Origin of the sequence: Cryobacterium algoritolerans (genome assembly GCF_004402785.1) — a bacterium.
GTDB lineage: Bacteria > Actinomycetota > Actinomycetes > Actinomycetales > Microbacteriaceae > Cryobacterium > Cryobacterium algoritolerans.
Map to the genome: position 1 here is coordinate 22866 of NZ_SOFP01000063.1, position 21744 is coordinate 44609.

A 21744-nucleotide genomic window follows, 5' to 3' on the forward strand; every position below is an offset into this window, starting at 1 on the left:
GGTTTTTCCCTGATCAAACGAGGCGTTAGTCGCGTGCGACGAGCGTCTCCCTGATCAGGGTGATCCATTGACTGGGCCTTCAGGATGCTGTGTGCGAAGTCGAGAACCGCGCGATTCGTACTTCGTCCAGCAAACGCCTCGGCCATTTGGACGCCGCCTTCATAGTGGGCGATCGTGAGCGTGAGGAAGAGCCGCTCCGCCTCCACCCCCTGCCGACTGGAAAGTCCCACGAGCTGTTCAGAGTTCGCAGGACGTGGCATCGACGGACCCGCGCACGCTGCGGACGAACCCCGTAGCTGACTTGCGGGTGGAACTCTACGGCGAGTTGGTGGGCCTTTTGGTCGGCATTGATCGTCGTGCCGTTGACTTTATCGCGGCGAGGAACGCCACTGACACCTTTGGGCTCGGCAGCACGTTCCTCTCGGAGTGAGTGCCGTTCGACCTCATGAGTAACCGCAGCAGGGCGGCGCGACGGCGCGACTTCTTTGCCGAGCTCCTGCCCGCAGGCGCCGCACTCGAGAATCTCGCCGCCGAAATCAGAGTCACCACTGACGAGGTCACCGCGGTGCTTGCCTAGTTCGGCCGCACCTCCATGGCCGGTGTCCAGGACAAGATCGTGGTAGCTCGACATGGCGATGCCCGATGCGACGGGCTGGATATATGCGCCCGAGGAGTTCGGACCGCGTGTCATTTCGGTTGAGTAAGTTTCTGGTGCCACGCCGAAAAGCTTTTGAGCGAACCGGCATGCGGTTCGGCCAGCCACGGCCACGGATGCATTTCCGCGGCGGTGCGGGCGTACTTTTCAAAGCTCGGCACTGGGGCCCAGGTGATCGCAGCGTCAAGGTCCGGAGTGATTTGTCTTGGGTCTCCTAGATGCACGATCACTTCGCGCCGCTCAGCCAGGTCCTGGAGTGTTTCTACGAAAAACACGAGTCTTTTGCTCGAAAGGCGAAGTTTTTCCAGTGCCGGTTCGTCGAAGATGAAGACAACCGGGAGCTGCGGATGGGCGAGAAGTGCCGGATCCTCATCGCCAAGCGATTCGACTGTGAGCAGAACGCATTGTGGTGTGGAGCGTTCGGTGACCGTGGTCGGACCTCGGGTGGTTGCCAGATCGTCGTCCCGGACGAGCAGCGGATTCGGTATGGCAACCGGCCGCGGAACCGTATTCGAAGGGAAGTTCTCTATCGGGCAATTTCGGTTGAGAGGGCAAGCCGCGCACAGTTGCGGCGCTCGTTTCTCCACCTGCCAACGCGCAAATCCGTAGGGTTTGCCGGTGCCTGCGCCGACGGTCCACTGCCACCCAAGCAGGTTGGCAGCGCGAGAGCCGTCGAGCAAATGGCGATGGAAATGCTCCTGCGCAGCCATCCACCCTGCTCCGGATCGCACGGTATAGTGCGAGGCGAGCCACATGCGAGTCTGATTCACAAGCCAGCCCTCGGTTTCCAGATTCGAGAGTGCCCAGTTCACGCAGGCCATTTCGCGCGGCCAGGCCGCTGGTGTGAAATCCCCAGACCATGCCACGTCGAACCGTAAATTGCGGTGCAGCTGCATGCCGACTCGAGCGTATAGATGTCGGCCATACTCCTGCCAGAGCAGTTCGTCGCGAAATTTTGAGACATCCGACACCGGACCGGCGGCTGCATTCCAGACCTGCTTCAGCGAGAGCAGCCCGTGCCGGATGTAGGGCGACAACCGGGAGGCACCGCGGGCCTCTTCGGGAAGTACCTGGTTACGCGTTGCAGCGTACCCGGCCACGTCGAATGCGTTGAGCGCAACATTCGCGGCCGTTTGGCCACCGCGGAAGCCCGGGCTCGACCTGATTCGATCGCACACGAGATGCGAAAGGTGTCGTTCAACGACGGCTTCCGGGGAGACGCCATCAAGGGAGATGATCATCAGTCGACTCTAGGCTGAGGAGATGGAGGCTTGTGTGTCTGCGTCGGGTCCGCAGCGCACCGGCCGCGGTAAACTCGCGATGCACATCGGTTGGGTCGAAAGCCATGCCATCAACCTCCGAAAGGAACTCGATGATTCGAGCAGAGTCCAGCGTTGATGTGCCGCGTTCGGCAGAGGACGTCTTCGCGTTTCTGGCAGACGGGACTAATAACACCAGGTGGCGAAGCGGCGTGCACGAGATCCGTCACATTCGTGGACGAGGAGTGGGCGCGGAGTACGAGCAGCTTCTCACCGGCCCCGGCGGAAGGACGATGCGTGCGAACTACCGTGTCGTCGCGTCGGAAGAACCGACCAGGCTCGACTTCGAAGTCACCGCCGGCCCGGCCCGGCCTCGAGGGTCGTTCACGATCACCCCTGTCTCACCGACTTCCTGCCGGGTCACGTTTGCGATAAAACTCGAGCCACAAGGCGTGATGAAATTCGTGCACGGGATGATCGCTGCCCAAGTTGCTGCGGAGGCCACCGCGATTCAGAACCTTCCCCGGGCAATGAGCATGTCATAGCGCTTTCCGACGCTGCGCCTGATCTCGGGTACCGACAGCACCGATGGATTCCCGGTGCTGAACGTCAACGCCGGTGCCTCGGTGATGCTCTGCGCGTGGGGAAGGCATCGGTGGAATCAGTCGGTCGCGTTGTGGCGTCGGGGTTGGCGGGCCGCATCGCCAGAAGGGCGGCGGCGAACCGGCTGTGTGGGGCGATGCGGGCGACGGCATCCGCGTCGGCAATCGTGTCGAAGTCGGTGAGCCGTGGGAGGTGACGCACGCGCAGTCCGGCTTTCCGCAGGCGGGCGAGCTGGTGGGCGGCGGTGTCGTCGCGGGACATCGGGATACCGCGGATCAGGTCGCCTCGGGTGACTCCCGGGCGGGGCTCGCCGAGGGCGATTGCCCAGAATCCGCCGTCGTTCGCTGGGCCTAACCAGGCATCCGTGGTGTCGTCCCAGTCGGTGAAGACCGGGTCGAGCAGGGTCGCGCTCAGTTGTGGGGTGTCCATGCCGACGAGGAGTAGCGGCTCCTTGACGGAGTCGAAAATGTCGGCGAGGCGCTCGTCGAGCCCGCCAGAAACCTGCTGCAGGATCTCGAAGGGAGCGGCCGTGACGGGCGGCGCGACGCCGTCGAAGGCGAGGATGCGGCGGGTCGCCGGGAGGACGAGCGCGGCGGCGAGAGTGTCGTCAAGGCTCGCGGCGGCGAGCGCTGCCGCCTGCTCGTAGGAGAGCGCCGGGTACAGCCTGGTCTTGACCCTCCCGGGTAGACACTCCTTGGCGATGACAACGATCGCGGTCACTTTCGTGCTTCACGGAGCAGTGCGGACAGTCCGCCGAACGCAGTCAGGTGCAACGGATCGTCCCATCCACCCGGCTCCGACCGATCCTTGGCGTGTACGTCGTGTCGCCCCCGCGGATGTCTCAGCCCGCTTTGGCCGCGCGCAGAAACCGCTCGTGGGTCACTGGCGTTCACGCCCGCGCCCGGCCGTCGAACGGTGGAGGCTAGGCACAGGGGAACCACTCCGCAGCGCGGTCGGCCGCTCGACGGTGTGCGACGAACCGGCGAGTGATCTCTGCGATCGCGTCGGCGAGGGGGAAGATGTCGCGGGTCACGAACTGGTCCTCGTGATCGGCCGCGACCGGGTGCCAGTACACGCCGTCGGCGGTGATTGTTACCTCGGGGATAAGCGAATCGACCGTGAGCTCGATACCGGAGTCGGCGACACCGCGGTGTGCGAGCGCGCGAATGACCTGATCCTCACGCGAGATTCCGATGGTGTCGAGGAAGTCGTGGAACGGGTCGAGCTCGTGCATCTGGTCGGCTGGGAGGGTGGCCGCGACTTTCACGCGGAACCCCTCATCGTGTGCGATACGGATGCCGTCGACGGCCTTCGCCCACGACCCGTTTCCGCGGTGACTGTCGTGGATTCCGGGAGTGGCTGAGTCGACGCTCACCTGGAGGGTGAGCCGGGAGCGATCCATCCGGCGCAGGCGCTCGAGTCGTGTGCCGCGGAACAACATCCCATTTGTGAGCAGCGTGGTGGGGAGTTCGTCGGTGCAGGAGTTCACGAGGGCATCGAGGTCGTTCAGGAGGAACGGCTCGCCTCCCGTGAGGATGAGTTCGCCGACGCCCGCGGCGGCGGCCTCGCTCGCGATCTGCTGGAGCCGCTCGGCTCCGATCGCCCGCCGTTCCGCTTTGGGCGACGAGCGAACGCAACAGTAGTCGCACGCGAGGTTGCAGTCGAAGTTCGTGTAAACCCACACCCGCGAACCGGGTAGTTGGGCGGGGTCAAGCCCCGCGAGCGGGTCGGGGGAGCGCCCGTGCAGAACGGTCACGGTCAATCCCTCGACCGACACGATTTCGTTCCCGCTCGAGGCGCACCACGCGGTGACGAGGTCAAGCCCGGCAATTCGGTTTGCTCCGACGAGTCTGACGGTTGCCGTTCCGCCAGTCGGCACTCGCCCGATGCGTTCGATGAGGTCGAGCACGACGCCCATCGCCGAGGGTTCGGCCGCTGAGGGTTCGACCAGGGGGAACGGGCTTACAGGTGTTCTCGAGGTCACCATCGCGCGGTGATTCCCTGCTCGCGTACGGCTGCGACGAGGGATGCGTAGCCCTCGAGCCTCGGTGGTACCCAGGCCTGCAGGCCCTCCATCTCCATGATCGGTCTGTGCTGCGGATTCTTCCAATCCATGGCGAGCAGATTGGCGACCCAGGGATCCGCGCGCTCGGTCGCGAGTGACGGCATCGCGGTGAAGGTGCAGTGGCTGTACTCGGGCGAGGTCCAGAACGATTCGAACGCGCCAGGCAGCAACTCTCCGCGCCCGATTGCCTGCCACGTGTTGATGCCGATCGCGGCGGCATCCGCTCGGTCGTCGAGGACCGCGCGCAGAGCGTCGAGCTCGCTCCGACCGGTGTCGCCGTGTTTTCCCACGTCACTGTCGATCCGGGTGAGATTCACGTCATCCTCACTCAGGCCGGCCTCGCGTAGGAAGTGAACGGGAAGGATCGCAGCCTGGGCCGAATCGCGCGATCCAAGAACGAGGCGGCGGCCCCGAAGGCTCTCGAGCGACGTGAACCCGCTCCCCGATCGAGCGACGAACACGGTTTTGAAAATAAGATCCGTGTCGCGCGACGCGAGTGCGCGGCACGCACCGTCGGTCTGGGCGACGGTGCGCACCCAGGCAAGATTGGTGTTCCAGGCGAGATCGAGGGAGCCGAAGATGAGAGCATCAACCTGTCTGCCGTAGTTGGAGAACAGCACGAAGTCGATCGGTGTCGTGGTCTCGGCGAAATAGTCCCGCATCCCTTCCCAGATCGGCACGACGTTGGGCGAGTAGGCGACGGAGCCGATGACCAGCGGAGCGGTCATACCGCGGCCCCGGCCGTTTCGGCCAGCGGGACCCCGGCAGCGGGCTTCGGAGTATCGAAGAGAGGTCTGCCGGTGATCGCCCGACCGTAGAACTCGTAGAGCACGTCGGATGTCGGGGCCATCACGTGTCCCGCTCGCGCGTCGCGGAAGTAGCGGTCGATCTGCGTGTGCTCGGAGAACGCCGCTCCACCGCACACGCGCATGGCGACATCCGTGACGCGCAGCGCAGCATCGTTTGACGATGCCTTGCTGCCGAGCACGAAGAGAGCAGTATCGTCTTCGGGATCGGCGACCTTTCCCGCGGCCACGTCGAGATAGGCGCTCGCGTTGGCGAGATCGATCGACATCTTCGCGAGCTGTGCCCGGATGGTCGGTAATGACGACAGGCTCTCGTCGAGGTGCTCGAGCCGCGCTCCCATCGTGTGACGCACCGCGGCATCGACCGCAGCTCGGCTGAGGCCGATCGACACGGCAGAGTTGCCCAGGTTGAACCAGGGCAGCACGTGGCCCATCATGAGATCGAACCCCCCACCTGCCGCGCCCAGACGAAACTCCTCGGTCGTGTCGACCTCGACGGTCATCGGGCTCGAGGAGTTTCCGCGGAATCCCATGCCGCTCCAGGGGCGATCGATCGTGAGGCCGGTCGATCCGGCGGGTATCGCGAAGAGGTCCACGCCCTCAGCGTCCGGTGTGCCCGTGGAGATGACGTAGACGTCGGCATGACCAGCCGACGTGACCCAACTCTTCTTCGCGGAGACCTGGATGCCCCCTGGCGTCGTTGTCGCGCGCGAAACCGGCGCCCAGAAATGCGAGCGCGAACCCGCTTCGGAGAACGCCAGCGAGGCGAGCGAGCGGCCACTCGCGAGATCGCCGAGCAGTCCAGGCATCCCGTCGGGCGGTGCGGCGGCGACCGGCATCGAGGCGCTCACGTGCATGAGGTAGATCATCGCGGTCGATCCGCAGGCGCCGGCGAGGGCACTGACCACCAGCACGAGTTCCCGCGGTCCCTGGCCAAGTCCGCCGACCTTGGTCGGAAGAGTCAGCCCGAGCAGTCCCGATGACCGCAACGCGGCGACCGCTTCCTCGGGGAATCGTCCCTTAGCATCCACGTCGTGCGCATGCTCGCGGGCGATCTCCAATACGGGATCCAGTAGTTCGACAACTTCGATCACGGTCTGCCTTTCGTCGGTTCGTACGGCTGGGCTGAGGGAGAGGGAGAGGGAGAGGGAGAGGGAGAGGGAGAGGGAGAGGGAGAGGGAGAGAGCGAGAGTGCGAGGAGCCCGATGCCAAGCCCGCCGACGACCGCCATAGCCGAGGCGTCACCGCCGAGCGGCCGGATCGAGAAAGCGAGACCCAGGAGCTGGGTGAAAGCGGCCCCAATAAGAAGTGCGCCGGCGATCGATCGCAACAGCCTTCGCCGGACGATGCCGCTCACGATCGAGAGAACGCCGCTGACCACGAGGAGGCCTGCACCGACCGGCCCGATGTTCACGAACCGAAACTCCGAGGGGAGTTGGGCGCCGATCACGAAACCGGCGAGGGCGATCGCGGCGGCCCCGACGAGTACTGCCGCGCGGTCGTTGGCACTCGATGTGCCGGATATGCCTGTCACGACAGCCTCATCATGAGCTGTGCTAGTCGACCCGATGACGCCGACCACGTCTTGCGCAGTACCCCGTCGATTCCGTAGCTGCGCCCGGCTGCGGTCGCGAAGATCGCGAGGTGCGCAAGCCCCATGAGGTAATACGACCACTGCCATTCGTGTGGCGCAAACAGAACCGAGAGGGTGATCGCCAGTGTCTGGCCCATGCCGACGACGGCCCAGAACCGAGTGGCGAGACCGACGAGCAGGAAAGCTCCCAGCCCGCCTTCGACAAGAAGCGTGAACCATCCGAAGACCTCGATGTTGGGCAGCACGACCCCATCGACGAACGCCGAATACGGGGCGAACACCGGATACGCCACCGCCTTGCTCGCCCAAAAGTACAGGCCGTCGTTGTTCGCCCGACCGAAATCCGGGGGCACCTTCCACGCGACATTCTGTATCCACATCAGAGCGACGCCGCAGCGGAGCGCGGCGACCATGACGGCAGACACGCGTGTCACCCCCGGTGCATCAACCAGTGGACCAACCGCTGCAGACATGGGTTCCTCTCGACGACCCCAGTCAATCCATGTTGGGCCTCGAGCACAATGACCAATTTGTTACGAGACGCTGACGCTTCGTGGGGCCGCACGGTGCCCGCTTAGTACGGGGCTGTCTCTTCAACGGTTTTCCGGCGGTTTGCATTCAGTAGGTTTGCTCGGCCGGCCGAGCGCTCAATGCGGCTGAGCCCGGCCTCTCGCCGGATGTTTCGCTGAGGTCCCACCGGCCCCACGTAGATTTCGCCCGCGACAACTCTCGTGTCGACTCGTTGAGCCGCCGAGAGGTACGCGACCAATCCTGCGATCACCAGCGTGAGGGTCAGGGCGACCAGTCCGCTGCCGACCCCGAAGCCGCCTTCGGAGGTCGGCTTGCCGAGCCAGTCGGCCAGGGATGCGCCGAGCGGGCGAGTGACGACGTAGGCGCACCAGAACGAGAAGATCGCGTTCCAACGAAACCGGGTGAACCCGATGGCCGGGATCGCGATCCCGACGGCGAACAGCATCGCGGACAGGAAGTAGCCGCGATGCACGGTCACGGCGGTCAGATCGCCCACCGCGGTGCCGAGCGCGAAAGTAGCGACGACGGCGAGCCAATAGAACGCTTCCCGGCGTGTGCTGTCGATCGAGTGAATCGACAGGTTGCCCTCGACTCGACTCCAGACCAGGAAAATGGCAGTCAGTGATACCGCAAACAGGCCGGCCGACATCCAAAAGGGCACGTCGAATCCGACGTGGAGCACATCGGCGACCATCGTGCCGAAGACGCCGACCATCCCCACCGCAAGCCAATAGGCCCACGGTACATACCGGTGCATCCTGAACTGGATGACCAGTGCGGCGGCGAACCCGGCGAACCCGACCAGCACCGCCGCAATGGGGGCATCGCATGCACCATGAAGTCGCTTGTCGACTCGCCCAGCGCGGTCGACAGGCCTTTGATGAGCCAGAAGAACACGGTGACTTCGGGAACGCGTTGCGCGCTTCGCGCGATGATCGGTTTGAGTTCCAAATCAGTCGACCGCTACGTCAGTGGCGGCGGTGCGCTTCTGGAGGGTCAGGTAGCTGACCAGTGCGAGGATCGCGGTGAGGAAGACGACGCTCGTGCCGACGGTTCCGATTCCCAGGCCGCCATCGTGACGAGGCTGGGAGAGAAAATCGCCCAGGGACGCGCCAAGCGGGCGGGTGAGGACATACGCTGCCCAGAACGCGAACACGGCGCCGCGCCGGGCGACGAAGTGGGCGCCGGCCACGAGCGCGATGGCGGTAGCGAAAATGAGCGCCGACACCCAGTAGCCCAGGTTCAGGCCTTCCGCGATGAGGTCGCCGGCGGCGGTGCCCAGGGCGAAGGTGAACAAAATCGTCAGCTAGTAGAAGGCTTCTCGCTTCGTGGTGGTGATGGTGTGGATGGAGAGCGTCTTCTCGCTGGCATACCAGGCGATGAAGGTTGCCAGAAGGGCGACGGCGAAGACGATCGTGGTGGTTTCGAGGCTGACGCCGAAGTTGTCGGTCAGGTTGTCGGTGATCAGTGTGCCGACGACGCTGATCAGCACGACGGCAAGCCAGTAGATGCTTGGCGCATGCCGGGCAGATCGGAATTGGACGACCAGGGCGATGGCGAGGAAGGCACCCATCACGTATGTCGTGTTGGTCAGCCCAAGGTTGAGGTTGGTGGCGAGGAAGTCGGCAAAGGTTTCACCAACGGTGGTCGCCAAGATCTTGATAATCCAGAAGACCAGGGTGGGTTCGGGGACCTTGCTCATGCTCGATTTGGCGCGGGTATCAACGGTTTGCGCGGTGTTGGTTGTCATGATCGTCCTCAGGTCGTTTTCGCGAAAAGCGCCACCGGATCAGGGCGAAGGAAACAACCATATGAGGGCCAGGATGGACGAAGGCCCGGCGAACGCCATGGAAGACGAGAGCTTTCACCGGGTCGGGCCTGGCCTGCCAGCTCGTGTGCGGCGCGACGGGTGACCGCCCGGTTCAACCGCGCGATTGGGGCATTCCGAACTCGTCGACCGGCCCGTCCGGCAATTCTGGTTTGTGCTCAGCCGGGCAGTTCAGGATCGCATTCGGGGTGGAATGGTCGATGGTGTCTTCACGACCTGGTCCTCGGGGCCAAGCGGCGGCGTGCCGATCGCGCGCACAATCCTGAGGCTCAGCCGGTCGATGAAGTGCATGTATCGCACAGCGACGCCGTGCCCGCGAGATTTTGTCTCATTCATGGTGCCAGGTAACTCCCCACCACGCTCGCGGATAGGCGCCGGGACCGCGGACGGGCAGGTTCCCGGCCGCTTCATTTCACGGCAAGAATCTCGATCAGGCGGATGTCCGGGTCCTTGGCCAGAAGGGTCGGCCCGTGCTCGGCCAGGGCAGCGGGGATGGCGCCGTCGAGGTGCGCCTGCCTGCCTTCTTCGGTCTCGAACGTGTCGAAGATCCCGAAGGTGACGTCGTCCACCCGGAACGCGTACCAGGTGCGGGTATCCGGCTCACCGAGCACAACATCCCGGCTTCCGCTGAGGAAGTTCCAGACGTCCGTTTCCTTGCCGGGCCTCGCTTCGACGAGAGCCAATACTCCGAATTTGAGTGCCATCGCGGTCTCCTCGCTTGTCGCCTTCGAATCGGCCGGCCGCCGTTTAAGCCCGGGGTCGGTTATCCTCAGAGTTTAGGAAGGTGTCGGGCCCTCGGCAAGGGGTCGCTTTTATCGCGGGTCGTCGGCCGGCTCGTCGAGGTCGTCGTGGTGGATACGTTGGTCGAGGTTGCCGAGCGGCTCACCGGTTCCGCCCCACTGCCCGGCAATGATTTCGGCGGCGATCGACACGGCTGTTTCCTCGGGGGTTCTCGAACCGAGGTCGAGGCCGATTGGGCTGTGCAGCCGGGCCAGGTCGGCCTCGCCGAGCCCGGTATCCCTCAACCTGGCGAGGCGGTCCTCGTGGGTGCGCCGGGATCCCATTGCCCCGATGTACGCCACGGCCGGGGCGCGCAGGGCCAGCTCGAGCAGGGGAACGTCGAACTTGGGGTCATGGGTGAGCACGCAGATGACCGAGCGCGAGTCCACAAGGCCGGCCGCGAACTGCTCGGCCAGGTACCGGTGGGGCCACGCGACGATCACCTCGTCGGCATCCGGAAAACGGGCGGGCGTCGCGAACACCTCCCGCGCGTCGCAGACGGTGACACGGTAGCCGAGGAACGCTGCCAGGCGCGTCAGGGCCGCGGCGAAGTCAATGGCGCCGAACACGAACATCCGTGGCCGGGGTGCCTGGCTGTTGACGAACACCCGCATCCCCTCGCCCTGCCGCTCGCCGTCTGGGCCATAGGTCAGGGTCGTGTTGCGGCCGGCGGCCAGAAGCCCCATGGCGTCGTCACTCACGGCGCGGTTCGCCCGGTCAGACCCGAGGTCGCCCTCGAACCCGTTCGGCCTGACCACGAGGTGTCGGCCGATCATGTCGGCATCCGGATGCTCGATCACCGTCGCCACCGCCACCGGCCGGGAAGCATCGATGTCAGTGCGGACGTCCTCCAACTGGGCGAACGTCTGCCGCGAAACGGGTTCAATGAACACATCGAGGATGCCGCCACAGGTCAACCCGACCGAGAACGCGTCATCGTCGCTGATCCCGTATCGGACCAGAACGGGCCGGCCGTCGGCGGCGACCTGGGTCGCGACGTCGTACACCGCACCCTCCACACACCCGCCGGAGACCGAGCCGGTGACTGCCCCGTCCGGGGTGACGAGCATCGACGCACCCGCCGGGCGAGGGGCGGACTCGAACGTGCGAACCACGGTCGCGAGACCGGCGGTGGCGCCGTTCCGCCAGCCCGGCATCAGGGCGCCGATGATGTCACGCATGGTCGGCGGGGGAGCGGATCATCGGGGTCCCCTGCGGCCAACCGCTAGGCCGACCCGATAGGCGAGGAAAGCCACGCCGGCGAGGAGGCCCACCAGTTTCCCCGGGCTGCTGAGCTGGTCGGCCAGCATCCCCTTGGCGAGGGTGAGGGCGTTCAGGCTTGTCTCGGCCGTGCGCGGGGCCTGATGCTGCAGCGGACGGGACAAGGGCGGCGGCATCGCCGGCGACCCAGCCTGGCCGGGCGAGGGCGCTGCGCCCACCGTGGCCGAAGCAGGTTCGCCCCCGGTCGGAGGGGCGGCGGGTTCCGTGCCGGAACCGGTGACCATGGCCTGCAGGTTGTCCGCGAAGAGCGCCATCATCTGGTCGGTTACGCTGCCGATGATGCTCTTCCCCATGGCAGCGACTTTACCGGAGAGGTCCACCTCCGCGCTGACCGTGCCGGTGGTCGTGCCGTCCGTCTCGACGAGGGACAGGGTGGCTGTGCCCTGGGCGGTGCCCTGCCCGCGAGCCTCCTGGGCGCGGCCCTGGAATACGGCACGGTGCGCGGTAGCGTCCCGCTCGATCACATTCATCAAACCCTTGTACTGCATGGACACCGGGCCCAGTTTCACTTTCATTCCCACCTGGTAGGCGTCGTCGGAGAGTTTGTTGAGCACTTCAGCCCCCGGAACACAGCCGGCGACCCGCTCGAAGTCCATCAGGGTCTCCCACACCGTTTCGATCGGGGCCAGAACGGTGAATGTGCTGTCGAGTTGCATTATTTCGTCCCTTTGTTCGCGGGTTGTGGAATGCGGTCGGCGCGGATCGCTGCCGCCACTTCCGCCAGGGCCGTGTAGCTGTGACCGCTGACGAAGGCGTCGATGTAGGGCAGGGCGGCGGCCATGCCGCCCGCGAGCGGCTGGTAGTCTGGCGCCACCTTGCGTGGGTTGATCCAGACGATCCGGAAGGCGAGCCGGCGAAGCCTGGCCATCTGGGCGTCGACCTCTGCCGGGTCGTCCTGAGCCCATCCGTCGGAGATCAGCACGATCACCGCTCCACGGGCAAGCCCGCGTCGACCGTGATCGTCGATGAAACGCCGGATGCTCTCGGCCAGCCGCGTGCCTCCGGCCCAGTCCTCTGCACCAGCGGCGGCCTGTGCGAGGGCCTGGTCCGGATCCCGCAGCGCCAGCTGTCTGGTGAGCCGGGTCAGCCTGGTTGAGAACACGAATGCTTCGGCCTGTGCGCCGGAGACAGCACCCTGGACCAGGGACAGAAAGACCCGGGTATACGGCTCCATCGACCCGGAAACGTCGCAGAGCAACACCAGACGGCGGGCCCTGGGGCGCCGCCGGGCGTAGACGAGACGGACCGGGTCCCCACCCGTGTGGCCCGCGCCCCGTACGGTGCGGCGGAGGTCCAGCCGGGTGGTGCGGGTCGCAGAGGCCCTGGTGCGGCGACTGAGGCGGGTCGGCGTTGACAGGGCGATCCGCCGCACGAGGGTGCGCATCCGGGTGATTTCCTCTGCGGTCAGCTCGGCAAACGACATGTCGTGCAGCCTTTCGTCGGCCGAGGCCATCATCAGAACCGCCTCCCGCTCCGGGCCGTTCAGGCCTGAGGAGTCGCCGCCCGGTACCAGGGCCGGCGGCTGCGGCGCGCGATCGGCATTGTCGGCGCCGAGTGGGCGGTCGTCGGTCGGGGACGGCCGGGAGCGTGGTTCGGAGCCGATCGACGGCGGGGCCGTGTTGTCGCCCCGGTTGTCGGCGGGGTCAAGGAACCCGCCGAAGACCGCCGTGAACACGCTGTCGAAAACCGGAAGTTGCTCATGGGAGTTGACCAGCACCACCCTGCTGGTCCAATACAGCGGGCCGAGGGAATGGGGCGGGACTAGCCGGAGCGCCTCGGCCAGCCGGGCGGCACTGTCCAGGGAGGCCGGAAGCCCCGCACGGCGCAGGGCGGTGGTGAAGCCGGCCGCGAGGGCGGCGGCTTCCACCCGTGGTGCCCGCCGGAGCGCCTGGTTTTCAGCCATGGGCCGCACCGGTCAGCCAGGCGGTCCCGCGCGACTTCGCCAGGTCGAGGTCGTCCCGGTTCTTCAGGATGGACCCCCAGGTGTGGTTGATGCTGGCCGGACCGAGACGGTCCACGCCCAGCACGGCCAGCGCAGACACCCAGTCGATCGCCTCCGCAATGCCGGGCGGCTTCGCCAGGTCGAGGGAACGCAGTGCCGTGATGGCGGTGGCAGCCTGCAGGGCGAGCGGCTCAGCGCTGGTCGGAACGCGACGTCGCACGATCTCAGCGATGCGCTCCGGCGCCGGGTAGTCGATCCAGTGGTACAGGCAGCGCCGGGTGAGCGCGTCGTGGAGGTCGCGGGTGCGATTCGAGGTCAGGATGACGATCGGTGGGTGGCTGGCCCGCACTGTGCCGAGCTCTGGGATGGTCACCGCGGCCTCAGCGAGCAGTTCGAAGGTGAATGCCTCGAACTCGGCGTCGGCTCGGTCGATCTCATCAAGCAGCAGCACGGCCGGGCGCGGGCCCGGATGCTCGATGGCCGCCAGGAGGGGGCGTCGCAGCAGGTATTCCGGACCAAATAGCTCAGTCTCTGCCAGCGTCACGTTGCGCGCCTCGGCCAGCCGGATCCCGAGGAGCTGGCGAGGGTAGTTCCATTCGTAGAGGGCTTCGCCGGCGTCGATTCCTTCGTAACACTGCAGTCGGAACAGCGGCGTGTCGAGCACGCGGGCGAGAGCCTTCGCAGCCTCGGTCTTGCCGACTCCCGGCTCACCTTCGAGCAGGATCGGCTGCGGCATCCGCACGGCCAGGAACAGCGCAGTGGCCAATCCGGAATCGGCCAGGTAGTCGATCTCCTCGAGCTTGTGCAGCAGGGAGTCCACGTCGGGGATGAGCGCCTTCACCGCGTCTTCGGCTCCGGCGCGGGCCGAAGCGGTCATCGCTTCCGCCCGAGGGCGTCAAAAATAACCCCATCGCGGGAGGGGAGCAGCTGTTTGGGCCGGCCGTGCCGACGGGATGCCCCAGCGGCCTGCACGAGGCCGGCGACGCTTGCCTCAGGCGTGGGCGGCATACCGCTCCGGATCAGCGAGGAAGGCAGCCCGGCAGCCCGTTGAACAAAAGTAGGTCAGGACACCGTCACGGTCCACCTGAGGGGTGGCATCGACGGCGGCGACGCTCATCCCGCAGACCGGGTCGATGGCCGTTGTCGCCCTGGCCACAGCGACGGACGCCGCCGTTCCGGCCGATCGCTGCCTGGTGCGCTCGGCGATCAGCTGGGCCAGGATCGACAGCGCGACCTCAGCCGGGGTCCGGGCGCCGAGATCCAGCCCCGCCGGGCTGAACACGCGGGAGCGCAGCCCGTCGTCGACGTTCAGGGAGGCAACCACGGCGGTGCCCCGTTCCGCGCTGGCGACGAGGGCCACGTAGGGGACACCCGCACGGAGTGCGGCTTCGAGGGACGGCTCCTCGTCGTGGCCGTGCGATGCAACGATCAGGCCCCCATCATCGGGCAGGGGTGCCGTCGCCGCCCCGTCCACCACTTCCATCTCGAGCCCGAGCCCGGCGCCCAGCACTGCCAGAGCCCGCGCGACGGGGGTCGCGCCGACCACCACGACGCGCGGCGCCGGCACGGACGGTTCGAGGAAGATTTCGACGGCGCCTCCGCTCAGGCACGGGTTCGACACCTCGACGGCGCCGTCCTCCGTTCTGTGCGACGGCTCCCCGGCGACGACCCGGAGCAGGAGCGGCTCGCGCGCAGACAACGCCCGCAAACCGTATTCGCGCACCGATGCCTCGACGCAGGCTCCGCCGACGAAACCGTCCAGGCGTCCGTCGGCGTGCAGGAGCGCCGTGTCACCGGCGTGGGCGCTCGTGGGTCGCTGGGCGCGCACCACCGTGGCCCGAACGAACGCCTCGCGTCGCTCGGCGAGTTCGTGGGCACGCTGTTCCAGTGCCCCACCCGAGATCGGCATGCTAGATCGGTGGTGTCGCGCGGCCCTGCATGGCGGCCCAGACCCTGGCCGGGGTGCACGGGATGTCCATGTGCGTGACGCCGAGGGGCGAGAGAGCGTCAACCACGGCGTTCAGGATGGCGGGCGGTGAACCGACGGTTGCCGACTCGCCCACTCCTTTCGCACCGATCGGGTGGTGCGGCGACGGAGTCACCGTGAACCCGGTCTCCCAGTTCGGAACCTCCATTGACGTGGGGATGAGGTAGTCCATGAACGACCCGCCAAGGTTGTTGCCGGCCTCGTCGAACCCGATGAACTGCATCAGCGCCATCCCGACGCCGTCGGTCAGGCCGCCGTGCACCTGGCCTTCGATGATCATCGGGTTGATCCGAGTGCCGCAGTCGTCGACGGCAATGAACCGGCGAACCTTGACGTGGCCTGTTCCCGGGTCGACGTCGACGACGCAGATGTAGGCGCCGAACGGGAAGGTGAGGTTGGGCGGGTCGTAGGTCACCTCTGCGTCCAAGTTGCCGTCGATGCCCTCCGGCAGCGCTACGGTGCCATGCGCACCCATGGCGATCTCGGCCATGGTCTTGCCGACGCTCGGGTCGCCCTTGACGAACCAGCGTCCCTTCTCCCATTCGAGGTCTTCCGGACGGGTTTCGAGCATCGCGGCGGCGATGAACTTCGCCTTCTCCCGCACCTTGCGGGCGACGAGGGCCACTGCGGCGCCGCTGACCGGGGTCGACCGGCTCCCGTAGGTGCCCAGGCCGAAAGGGGTCTGGTCGGTGTCGCCGTGCACCACATCGATGTCCTCCGGGGGGATGCCGATCTCCTCGGCCACGATCTGCGCGAAGGTGGTCTCATGGCCTTGGCCCTGGCTCTGCACGGAGATCCGCACCACGGCCTTGCCGGTCGGGTGGATTCGCAGCTCGGCACCGTCGGCCATGCCCAGGCCGACGATGTCCATGTGCTTGCGCGGGCCGGCTCCGACGGTCTCGGTGAAGAACGAGATACCGATTCCCATCAACTCGCCGCGGGCACGTTTCTCCTTCTGCTCTCGCCGCAGGTCGTCATAGCCGGCGATCTCCATCGAGAGACGCATCGCCCGCTCGTAGTTGCCTGAGTCGTACTCCCACCCCGTCTTGTTCTTGTACGGGAACTGCTCCGGCTTGATCAGGTTCTTCAGTCGGAGTTCCGCCGGGTCCATCTCCAGTTTCTGGGCGAGCATGTCGACCATGCGCTCGACGAGGAGGACGGCTTCGGTGACCCGGAAAGAGCAGGCGTAGGCGACCCCGCCGGGTGCCTTGTTCGTATACACGCCGGTGACCTTGCAGTGCGCGGCCTGGAGGTCGTAGCTGCCGGTGAAAATGTGGAAGAAGCCGGCCGGGTACTTCGTGGGCTGTGCTGTGGCGTTGAAGGCGCCGTGGTCGGCGAGCACGTTCGTGCGGACCGCAAGGATCTTGCCGTCTTTCGTGGCCGCGATCTCTCCCTGCATGATGTAGTCGCGAGCGAACGACGTCGACATCAGGTTCTCCGAACGGTCCTCGACCCATTTGACCGGCCGGCCGGTGACGATCGACCCGACGACGGCGAGGATATAGCCGGGGTAGATGCCGACCTTGTTGCCGAACCCGCCGCCGATGTCGGGGGACACGATCCGGATCTTGTGTTCGGGGATGCCGGACACGATCGCGAACAGGGTGCGGTGAGCGTGCGGGGCCTGGCTGGTCTCGTACAGGGTGAGGGCGCCTTCGATCGGTTCGAAGTCGGCGACAGCCCCGCAGGTCTCCATCGGGGCCGGGTGTGACCGCGGATAGACGATCTCCTGTTTGACGATGACGTCGGCGGAGGCGAAGACCGCGTCGGTTTCGGCGGCGTTGCCGGCCTCCCAGTCGAAGATGTGGTTGTCGGTGCGCCCCTCGATCTCGTCCCTGATGACCGGCGCACCGGGGTCGAGGGCGTGGCGGGCATCGACTACGGGAGTGAGCACGTCGTAGTCGACATCGATGAGTTCGAGGGCGTCGCGGGCGGCATAGCGGTCCTCGGCGATGACGAACGCGACCTCCTGACCCTGGAACCGCACCTTGTCGGTGACGAGCACGGCCTGCACGTCGGCCGACAGGGTCGGCGCCCAGGCCAGCTTGAGCCCGAGCAGGTCCTTGCCCGTGATGACAGCCACGACACCGGGGTGGGCCAGGGCCCGGGTGGTGTCGATGGAGACGAGGCGGGCATGCGCCACCGGCGACCTCAGAATGGCACCGTGCAGCATTCCAGGAAGCACGATGTCATCGACGTAGTGTCCCTTACCCCGCACGAAACGGGGGTCTTCCTTGCGCTGGATGCGGCCGTAGCCGATCGGGCGGTCGGCGTCGCCCGCCGCCGGGTTCGGGGCGTGGGTCTCAGTGATGGTCATGCCGTGACCTCTTCTTCAGCGTTTTCTTCGACTGCGGGGTGTTCGGCGGCCCATTTCACCGACCGTACGATCGTGGCGTACCCGGTACAGCGGCAGATCTGGCCGGAGATAGCCTCCCGGATTTCGGTGTCATCCGGGTGCGGATTCCGGTCCAGCAGCGCCCGCGCCGTGAGCATCATTCCCGGCGTGCAGAAACCGCACTGCAGTCCGTGCTCCTCCATGAAGCCCTGCTGCACCGGGTCGAGGGTCGTCCCGGTGGCCAGACCCTCGACCGTGGTGATGGCGTGGCCGTCCGCCATCGCCGCGAGCACGGTGCAGGATTTGACCGGAACGCCGTCCATCAGGACAACGCAGGTGCCGCAGTTGGACGTGTCGCAGCCCCAATGGGTGCCGGTGAGTCTCAGCTCGTCGCGGATGAAGTGGACGAGCAGCACTCGAGGCTCACTCTCACGGGTGATCTCGTCGCCGTTCACGGTCATGCTGATCTGCATCGACTTCAGCCTTCCTGCATTGTCGTGGTCTGGGTCTCGAGAGCACGCGCGCACGCGCGACGCAGGACCCTGCGGGTGAGTTCGTCGGCAAGGTGCCGTTTGTAGTCGACCGGCCCGCGCTGGTCGTCGACGGGCAGTGAGGCCTCGGCAGCGAGCCTCCCGGCCTCCGCGAACAGTACCTCGGAGGGCCGCCGGCCGCGGAGCACCGCTTCCGCCTCCGAGATTGTGCCGTCAAGGCCCACCGCGGTGAGGCCGATGGCCACATCGTCCACCGAGCCGTCCACGGTGAAACTGACGGCAGCGCCCGCCGCCACGACGGCCCAGTCGCCGACCCGGCGTTCGACCTTCTCGTACGCGCTGCCCGAACGCGGCCGGATCGGGAACCGGATCTCGACCAGCAATTCGTTCTGCGCGACCGCCGTCTCGTAGGGCCCCTTGTGGAACTCGTCCATTGTGAGGATGCGCTCGCCCCCTGGGCCGCGCACGACAGCCTGGGCGTGCAACACATCGCACACCGTGGCAAGGTCCTCGGCCGGATCCGCCTGGCAGAGCGAACCGCCGATGGTGCCCCTGTTGCGCACGATGGGATCCGCGATCACCCGCTCGGCATCGATCACGATCGGAAAGAGTCTTGCCACGTCGGTCGACTCCAGGAGGGCTGAGTGACGGGTCAGGGCGCCGATTCGCAGCTGGGTCGCCTCGGGGAGGATGAAATCGAGTTCATACAGGTCGTTGATGTCGACCAGGCACTCCGGCCTGGCCAGCCGTAGTTTCATCATCGGCAGAAGGCTGTGCCCCCCGGCGACGACGCGGGATTCTGCGCCGTGACGGTCGAGCAGCGCAAGGGCGTCTTCGATCGTGCTCGCTCGTACGTAGTCGAATTGAGCCGGTATTTGCACAATGCCTCCCGATCGCGGCGCGCCCGGTCGAATCGATTGGGCGGATTTTAGTCTCATAGTGCTCCCGAGGCCACCGGATGTCAATGATGACAAAACGGTTGGATGGTTCGGGCAGGGGCCGCGAATCTAACCTTCTGCCGGGGATTTAGTTGCGTTTGACAGCGATGTGTAGGTGGAGTGTGGAGGCGTGACGTCGAACGGCGACAAGATCGGAGCGCCCGCTGACTGACTCCGCTACCGGCCGCCACGGCGGCTCACCGGCATCGACACACAGCATCGCACCGGGCAGGATCGTTGGAGTTGGGCTGCAACCTGGTTGCGCGGGAAAATCGGGTGGGAGCCCTACGTTCGAGGACAGGAGCGACGCCGGCCGGAGGCCGTCCGATCGGGTGGCCGCGCTGGACCTCCATGACCCGGTGGTCTACGCGCTGCCCAGGGGAGGCGTTCCCGTGGCGGCCCCGATCTCCGAACGGCTGCACGCGCCTCTCGGCCGCCTCGTCGTCGGTGGCTCTGGTACCGGCGCAGCCGGCCGGGTCGCGCGCCGCGAGTCGACCGAACTGGAGCGCCGGCGCATCCTCTGCTGTGGTGACCGGCAGCCGGTGCTCGCCACGGGCCGGGTCGCGGTGGTCGTCGACGACGGCATAGCGACCGGGGCCACGATCAGGGCGGCTCTGGCCGAAGTTCGGCGGCAGTGTGCCGCGCAGACCGTGATCGCGGTCCCGGTCGCCCCGGCCCGTCTCGTCGCCGAACTCGGAGATGAAGCCGACCGGGTCGTCGTCCTGAAGTCAGCCCCGGCGTTCTGGGCGATTGGCCCGTTCTACCGGGATTTCCACCACCACTCCGACGCGGAAACGGCCGATCTTCTGGGCGAGTTCTGAACGGGTGCCTGACACAGTCAGCGGCACCGCCAGAGCCAGGGCGGACAGCGCCGTCGGCGAGACCGGGCAGAATGGAACGTGTACCTACTGGCCGGACGGACCGGTAACGGGGAGTTCCTCGTCGTTCCCCTCGACTCCACGGGGCACGAGAGCGCGCCCGCGCGGCGGCTTTCCTTCGCCGAGTTCCTGGGCGAAGTCGTTGCGGCGGAACAGGGATCGCCGCGTTGGGTCTGGGAAGACACCTCACGGCTGTACCCATTGCTGCTGGCCGCGGGCGTGCGGGTGCAGCGCGGGCACGACCTGCGCCTCTGTCACGCCATCCTCCGCCAGTCGTCGCTGACCTCGACGAGCGAGCTCGCTAGGGCGGCACCGAGCCGGTGGGACAGCGGCCCGGCGGTTGTGCCGGAGGCCCCCGAACCCGGCTCGACTCTGTTCGACCTCGGCTTCGCCGACGACGAGGCGGATGAGGCACCGCCCGAAGACGACGCGCAGACCGAGTTCCGGCGCCAGCTCACGGCGGTCGCGGCCTGTGCGGAGCCCGGTCGGCTCCGGCTCCTCCTCGCCGCGGAATCGGCCGGGGCCCTGATCGCGGCTGAGATGCAATTCGCCGGTCTGCCCTGGCGCACCGAGGTGCACGACCGGCTCCTCACCCGCGAACTCGGCCCCCGCGTCGCCCCCGGTCTACGGCCGGAGCGGCTCGAAAGCCTGGCCCGACGAATCCGAACCGAACTCGGCGACCCCCAGATCAACCCGGACTCCCAGCAGGACCTGCTGCGCGCCCTCCAGCGGGTCGGGATGTCGCTGAGCTCGACCCGCGCCTGGGAACTGCAAAAGCTTGAACACCCCGCCATCGCGCCGCTGCTGGAGTACAAGAAACTCGCCCGGCTTCTCAGCGCCAACGGCTGGTACTGGATGGACACCTGGATCGTCAACGGCCGGTTCCACCCCGAGTACGTTCCCGGCGGGGTGGTGACGGGCCGGTGGGCGACCCGCGGTGGCGGAGCGCTGCAGCTGCCCAAACAGGTGCGCGGAGCCGTCATAGCCGATGACGGCTGGAAACTCGTCGTGGCCGATGCCGCGCAACTCGAACCGCGCATCCTGGCGGCCCTGTCAGCCGACATCGCGATGGCAACGGCGGGCCGGGGCAGCGACCTTTACGCCGGGATCGTCGCCAGCGGCGTCGTAGAAACCCGTGACCACGCCAAGGTAGCCATGCTCGGCGCAATGTACGGCGCGACCACGGGGGAGAGCGGTCGTTTGCTGCCCCGCCTGGCCAGGGCCTATCCTCGTGCGCTCGGCCTCACCGAGACAGCGGCCAGGGCCGGCGAACGCGGTGAGACGGTGACGACCAGGCTGGGTCGATCCTCACCCCGGCCGGGCGAGAGCTGGCTGTCGACCCAGGCGCAGGCCTACCACCCAGGGGCGACGGATGCCGACGAGCGCCGGGCGCGCAGCCAGGCGAGGGACTGGGGCCGGTTCACCCGTAACTTCATCGTGCAGGGCAGCGCCGCGGAGTGGGCGCTCTGCTGGATGGCAGAGATCCGCCGGGAACTCCGCCTGCTGCGGGCGCCGGAGGGGACAATTCCCGGACCCTCTCCGGGCTTCTCCCTCGCTCCGCACCTTGTCTTCTTTCTGCACGACGAGGTTATCGTGCATACCCCCGCAGGGTTGACGGAGGATGTTGAGCAGATCGTGATCCGGGCCGCGGCCACAGCGGGCCGGCACCTGTTCGGCGATTTCCCGGTCGACTTCCTGCTTACCGTTGCCACCGTCGACAGCTACGACCAGGCGAAATGAGCCAGTGACGGGAGCGGATCCCGCAGATGCG

Annotated in this window: 24 protein-coding genes and 1 pseudogene; 4 read left to right on the forward strand and 21 right to left on the reverse strand. The window is 66.7% G+C overall.

The annotated features are described in order from the left end of the window. Positions 1 to 77: 77 nt before the first annotated feature. A pseudogene (locus E3O19_RS18860) lies at positions 78 to 278 on the reverse strand (DUF305 domain-containing protein); the annotation flags it as partial. A 167-nt stretch (positions 279 to 445) separates the two neighbouring features. Between E3O19_RS18860 and E3O19_RS18625 the strand changes: the two are divergent. Continuing rightward, complete coding sequence (locus E3O19_RS18625; RefSeq protein WP_277613036.1) at positions 446 to 577, forward strand: hypothetical protein; 132 nt, start codon at positions 446 to 448, stop codon at positions 575 to 577. Between the two features lie 110 nt (positions 578 to 687). Here the strand turns inward: E3O19_RS18625 and E3O19_RS13380 are convergent, their stop codons facing one another. Further along, positions 688 to 1896, reverse strand: coding sequence for an FAD-binding domain-containing protein (locus tag E3O19_RS13380; protein WP_198413911.1), 1209 nt, complete (start codon positions 1894 to 1896; stop codon positions 688 to 690). A 131-nt stretch (positions 1897 to 2027) separates the two neighbouring features. On the opposite strand from E3O19_RS13380, the gene E3O19_RS13385 reads away from it, so the two are divergent. Beyond that, positions 2028 to 2459 carry an SRPBCC family protein gene (locus tag E3O19_RS13385; protein WP_166804573.1) on the forward strand — a complete coding sequence of 144 codons (432 nt, stop codon included), beginning with the start codon at positions 2028 to 2030 and terminating at the stop codon, positions 2457 to 2459. 64 nt (positions 2460 to 2523) lie between these two features. Here E3O19_RS13385 and E3O19_RS13390 read toward each other — a convergent pair whose 3' ends face one another. The 19 genes from E3O19_RS13390 to E3O19_RS13470 all read right to left on the reverse strand — a co-directional run bounded on the left by E3O19_RS13390 (position 2524) and on the right by E3O19_RS13470 (position 19038). After that, complete coding sequence (locus E3O19_RS13390) at positions 2524 to 3237, reverse strand: TIGR04282 family arsenosugar biosynthesis glycosyltransferase (protein ID WP_134568371.1); 714 nt, start codon at positions 3235 to 3237, stop codon at positions 2524 to 2526. A 202-nt stretch (positions 3238 to 3439) separates the two neighbouring features. Continuing rightward, on the reverse strand, positions 3440 to 4504 hold the full coding sequence (locus tag E3O19_RS13395; protein ID WP_198413912.1) for an Rv1681 family radical SAM protein: 1065 nt from the start codon (positions 4502 to 4504) through the stop codon (positions 3440 to 3442). Then, positions 4498 to 5310 (reverse strand): Rv1680 family SBP-like protein, encoded by an 813-nt coding sequence (locus E3O19_RS13400; RefSeq protein ID WP_134568373.1) that lies wholly within the window; start codon positions 5308 to 5310, stop codon positions 4498 to 4500. The genes E3O19_RS13395 and E3O19_RS13400 overlap by 7 nt, the downstream gene beginning before the upstream one ends. Next, entirely contained in the window at positions 5307 to 6482 is a 1176-nt protein-coding gene (gene fadE16, locus E3O19_RS13405) for an Rv1679 family acyl-CoA dehydrogenase (protein ID WP_198413913.1), read from the reverse strand. Before fadE16 ends, E3O19_RS13400 begins: the two co-directional genes overlap by 4 nt. Next, positions 6479 to 6922: an Rv1678 family membrane protein gene (locus E3O19_RS13410; protein ID WP_134568375.1), complete on the reverse strand. Its 444-nt coding sequence runs from the start codon at positions 6920 to 6922 to the stop codon at positions 6479 to 6481. The genes fadE16 and E3O19_RS13410 overlap by 4 nt, the downstream gene beginning before the upstream one ends. Then, a complete protein-coding gene (locus E3O19_RS13415) occupies positions 6919 to 7407 on the reverse strand; it encodes a DoxX family protein (protein ID WP_198413914.1) in 489 nt (162 codons plus the stop codon). Before E3O19_RS13415 ends, E3O19_RS13410 begins: the two co-directional genes overlap by 4 nt. 149 nt (positions 7408 to 7556) lie before the next feature. Beyond that, positions 7557 to 8321, reverse strand: a complete 765-nt coding sequence (locus tag E3O19_RS13420) for a COG4705 family protein (RefSeq protein WP_198413915.1) — start codon at positions 8319 to 8321, stop codon at positions 7557 to 7559. A gap of 144 nt (positions 8322 to 8465) precedes the next feature. Then, positions 8466 to 8810, reverse strand: a complete 345-nt coding sequence (locus tag E3O19_RS18125; RefSeq protein WP_198413916.1) for a COG4705 family protein — start codon at positions 8808 to 8810, stop codon at positions 8466 to 8468. Between the two features lie 9 nt (positions 8811 to 8819). Next, positions 8820 to 9263, reverse strand: a complete 444-nt coding sequence (locus tag E3O19_RS18130) for a COG4705 family protein (protein ID WP_198413917.1) — start codon at positions 9261 to 9263, stop codon at positions 8820 to 8822. Between the two features lie 249 nt (positions 9264 to 9512). Continuing rightward, positions 9513 to 9677 (reverse strand): hypothetical protein, encoded by a 165-nt coding sequence (locus E3O19_RS17850; protein ID WP_166804574.1) that lies wholly within the window; start codon positions 9675 to 9677, stop codon positions 9513 to 9515. 71 nt (positions 9678 to 9748) lie between these two features. Further along, on the reverse strand, positions 9749 to 10045 hold the full coding sequence (locus E3O19_RS13430; RefSeq protein WP_134568379.1) for a putative quinol monooxygenase: 297 nt from the start codon (positions 10043 to 10045) through the stop codon (positions 9749 to 9751). A 108-nt stretch (positions 10046 to 10153) separates the two neighbouring features. Then, a complete protein-coding gene (locus E3O19_RS13435) occupies positions 10154 to 11302 on the reverse strand; it encodes an XdhC family protein (protein ID WP_134568381.1) in 1149 nt (382 codons plus the stop codon). 18 nt (positions 11303 to 11320) lie between these two features. Then, complete coding sequence (locus tag E3O19_RS13440; RefSeq protein ID WP_134568382.1) at positions 11321 to 12058, reverse strand: SRPBCC family protein; 738 nt, start codon at positions 12056 to 12058, stop codon at positions 11321 to 11323. Then, positions 12058 to 13305 carry a vWA domain-containing protein gene (locus tag E3O19_RS13445; RefSeq protein WP_134568384.1) on the reverse strand — a complete coding sequence of 416 codons (1248 nt, stop codon included), beginning with the start codon at positions 13303 to 13305 and terminating at the stop codon, positions 12058 to 12060. The genes E3O19_RS13440 and E3O19_RS13445 overlap by 1 nt, the downstream gene beginning before the upstream one ends. After that, positions 13298 to 14221, reverse strand: a complete 924-nt coding sequence (locus tag E3O19_RS13450) for an AAA family ATPase (protein ID WP_134568386.1) — start codon at positions 14219 to 14221, stop codon at positions 13298 to 13300. The genes E3O19_RS13445 and E3O19_RS13450 overlap by 8 nt, the downstream gene beginning before the upstream one ends. A gap of 114 nt (positions 14222 to 14335) precedes the next feature. Beyond that, positions 14336 to 15253, reverse strand: coding sequence for an XdhC family protein (locus E3O19_RS13455; protein WP_134568388.1), 918 nt, complete (start codon positions 15251 to 15253; stop codon positions 14336 to 14338). Between the two features lies 1 nt (position 15254). Then, on the reverse strand, positions 15255 to 17648 hold the full coding sequence (locus E3O19_RS13460) for an aerobic carbon-monoxide dehydrogenase large subunit (protein WP_134568390.1): 2394 nt from the start codon (positions 17646 to 17648) through the stop codon (positions 15255 to 15257). Continuing rightward, positions 17645 to 18139, reverse strand: coding sequence for a (2Fe-2S)-binding protein (locus tag E3O19_RS13465; RefSeq protein WP_134568392.1), 495 nt, complete (start codon positions 18137 to 18139; stop codon positions 17645 to 17647). The genes E3O19_RS13460 and E3O19_RS13465 overlap by 4 nt, the downstream gene beginning before the upstream one ends. A gap of 5 nt (positions 18140 to 18144) precedes the next feature. Then, positions 18145 to 19038 carry an FAD binding domain-containing protein gene (locus E3O19_RS13470; RefSeq protein ID WP_134568394.1) on the reverse strand — a complete coding sequence of 298 codons (894 nt, stop codon included), beginning with the start codon at positions 19036 to 19038 and terminating at the stop codon, positions 18145 to 18147. Positions 19039 to 19427: 389 nt separating this feature from the next. Here E3O19_RS13470 and E3O19_RS13475 point away from each other — a divergent pair, with 389 nt between their 5' ends. Together E3O19_RS13475 and E3O19_RS13480 are read left to right on the forward strand one after the other, a co-directional pair. Beyond that, a complete protein-coding gene (locus tag E3O19_RS13475) occupies positions 19428 to 19916 on the forward strand; it encodes a phosphoribosyltransferase (RefSeq protein WP_194087922.1) in 489 nt (162 codons plus the stop codon). 78 nt (positions 19917 to 19994) lie between these two features. Beyond that, a complete protein-coding gene (locus E3O19_RS13480; protein ID WP_134568398.1) occupies positions 19995 to 21713 on the forward strand; it encodes a bifunctional 3'-5' exonuclease/DNA polymerase in 1719 nt (572 codons plus the stop codon). Positions 21714 to 21744: the final 31 nt, after the last annotated feature.

Bases quoted from the DNA above. Each gene is read 5' to 3' on its own strand.
- E3O19_RS13385 (WP_166804573.1), top strand. From the start codon at position 2,028: ATGATTCGAGCAGAGTCCAGCGTTGATGTGCCGCGTTCGGCAGAGGAC.
- E3O19_RS13395 (WP_198413912.1), bottom strand. From the start codon at position 4,504: ATGGTGACCTCGAGAACACCTGTAAGCCCGTTCCCCCTGGTCGAACCC.
- E3O19_RS13455 (WP_134568388.1), bottom strand. From the start codon at position 15,253: ATGCCGATCTCGGGTGGGGCACTGGAACAGCGTGCCCACGAACTCGCC.
- E3O19_RS13450 (WP_134568386.1), bottom strand. From the start codon at position 14,221: ATGACCGCTTCGGCCCGCGCCGGAGCCGAAGACGCGGTGAAGGCGCTC.
- E3O19_RS18625 (WP_277613036.1), top strand. From the start codon at position 446: ATGAGTAACCGCAGCAGGGCGGCGCGACGGCGCGACTTCTTTGCCGAG.
- E3O19_RS13465 (WP_134568392.1), bottom strand. From the start codon at position 18,139: ATGCAGATCAGCATGACCGTGAACGGCGACGAGATCACCCGTGAGAGT.
- E3O19_RS13380 (WP_198413911.1), bottom strand. From the start codon at position 1,896: ATGATCATCTCCCTTGATGGCGTCTCCCCGGAAGCCGTCGTTGAACGA.
- E3O19_RS17850 (WP_166804574.1), bottom strand. From the start codon at position 9,677: ATGAATGAGACAAAATCTCGCGGGCACGGCGTCGCTGTGCGATACATG.
- E3O19_RS13460 (WP_134568390.1), bottom strand. From the start codon at position 17,648: ATGACCATCACTGAGACCCACGCCCCGAACCCGGCGGCGGGCGACGCC.
- E3O19_RS13445 (WP_134568384.1), bottom strand. From the start codon at position 13,305: ATGGCTGAAAACCAGGCGCTCCGGCGGGCACCACGGGTGGAAGCCGCC.
- E3O19_RS18130 (WP_198413917.1), bottom strand. From the start codon at position 9,263: ATGACAACCAACACCGCGCAAACCGTTGATACCCGCGCCAAATCGAGC.
- E3O19_RS13400 (WP_134568373.1), bottom strand. From the start codon at position 5,310: ATGACCGCTCCGCTGGTCATCGGCTCCGTCGCCTACTCGCCCAACGTC.
- E3O19_RS13435 (WP_134568381.1), bottom strand. From the start codon at position 11,302: ATGCGTGACATCATCGGCGCCCTGATGCCGGGCTGGCGGAACGGCGCC.
- E3O19_RS13440 (WP_134568382.1), bottom strand. From the start codon at position 12,058: ATGCAACTCGACAGCACATTCACCGTTCTGGCCCCGATCGAAACGGTG.
- E3O19_RS13430 (WP_134568379.1), bottom strand. From the start codon at position 10,045: ATGGCACTCAAATTCGGAGTATTGGCTCTCGTCGAAGCGAGGCCCGGC.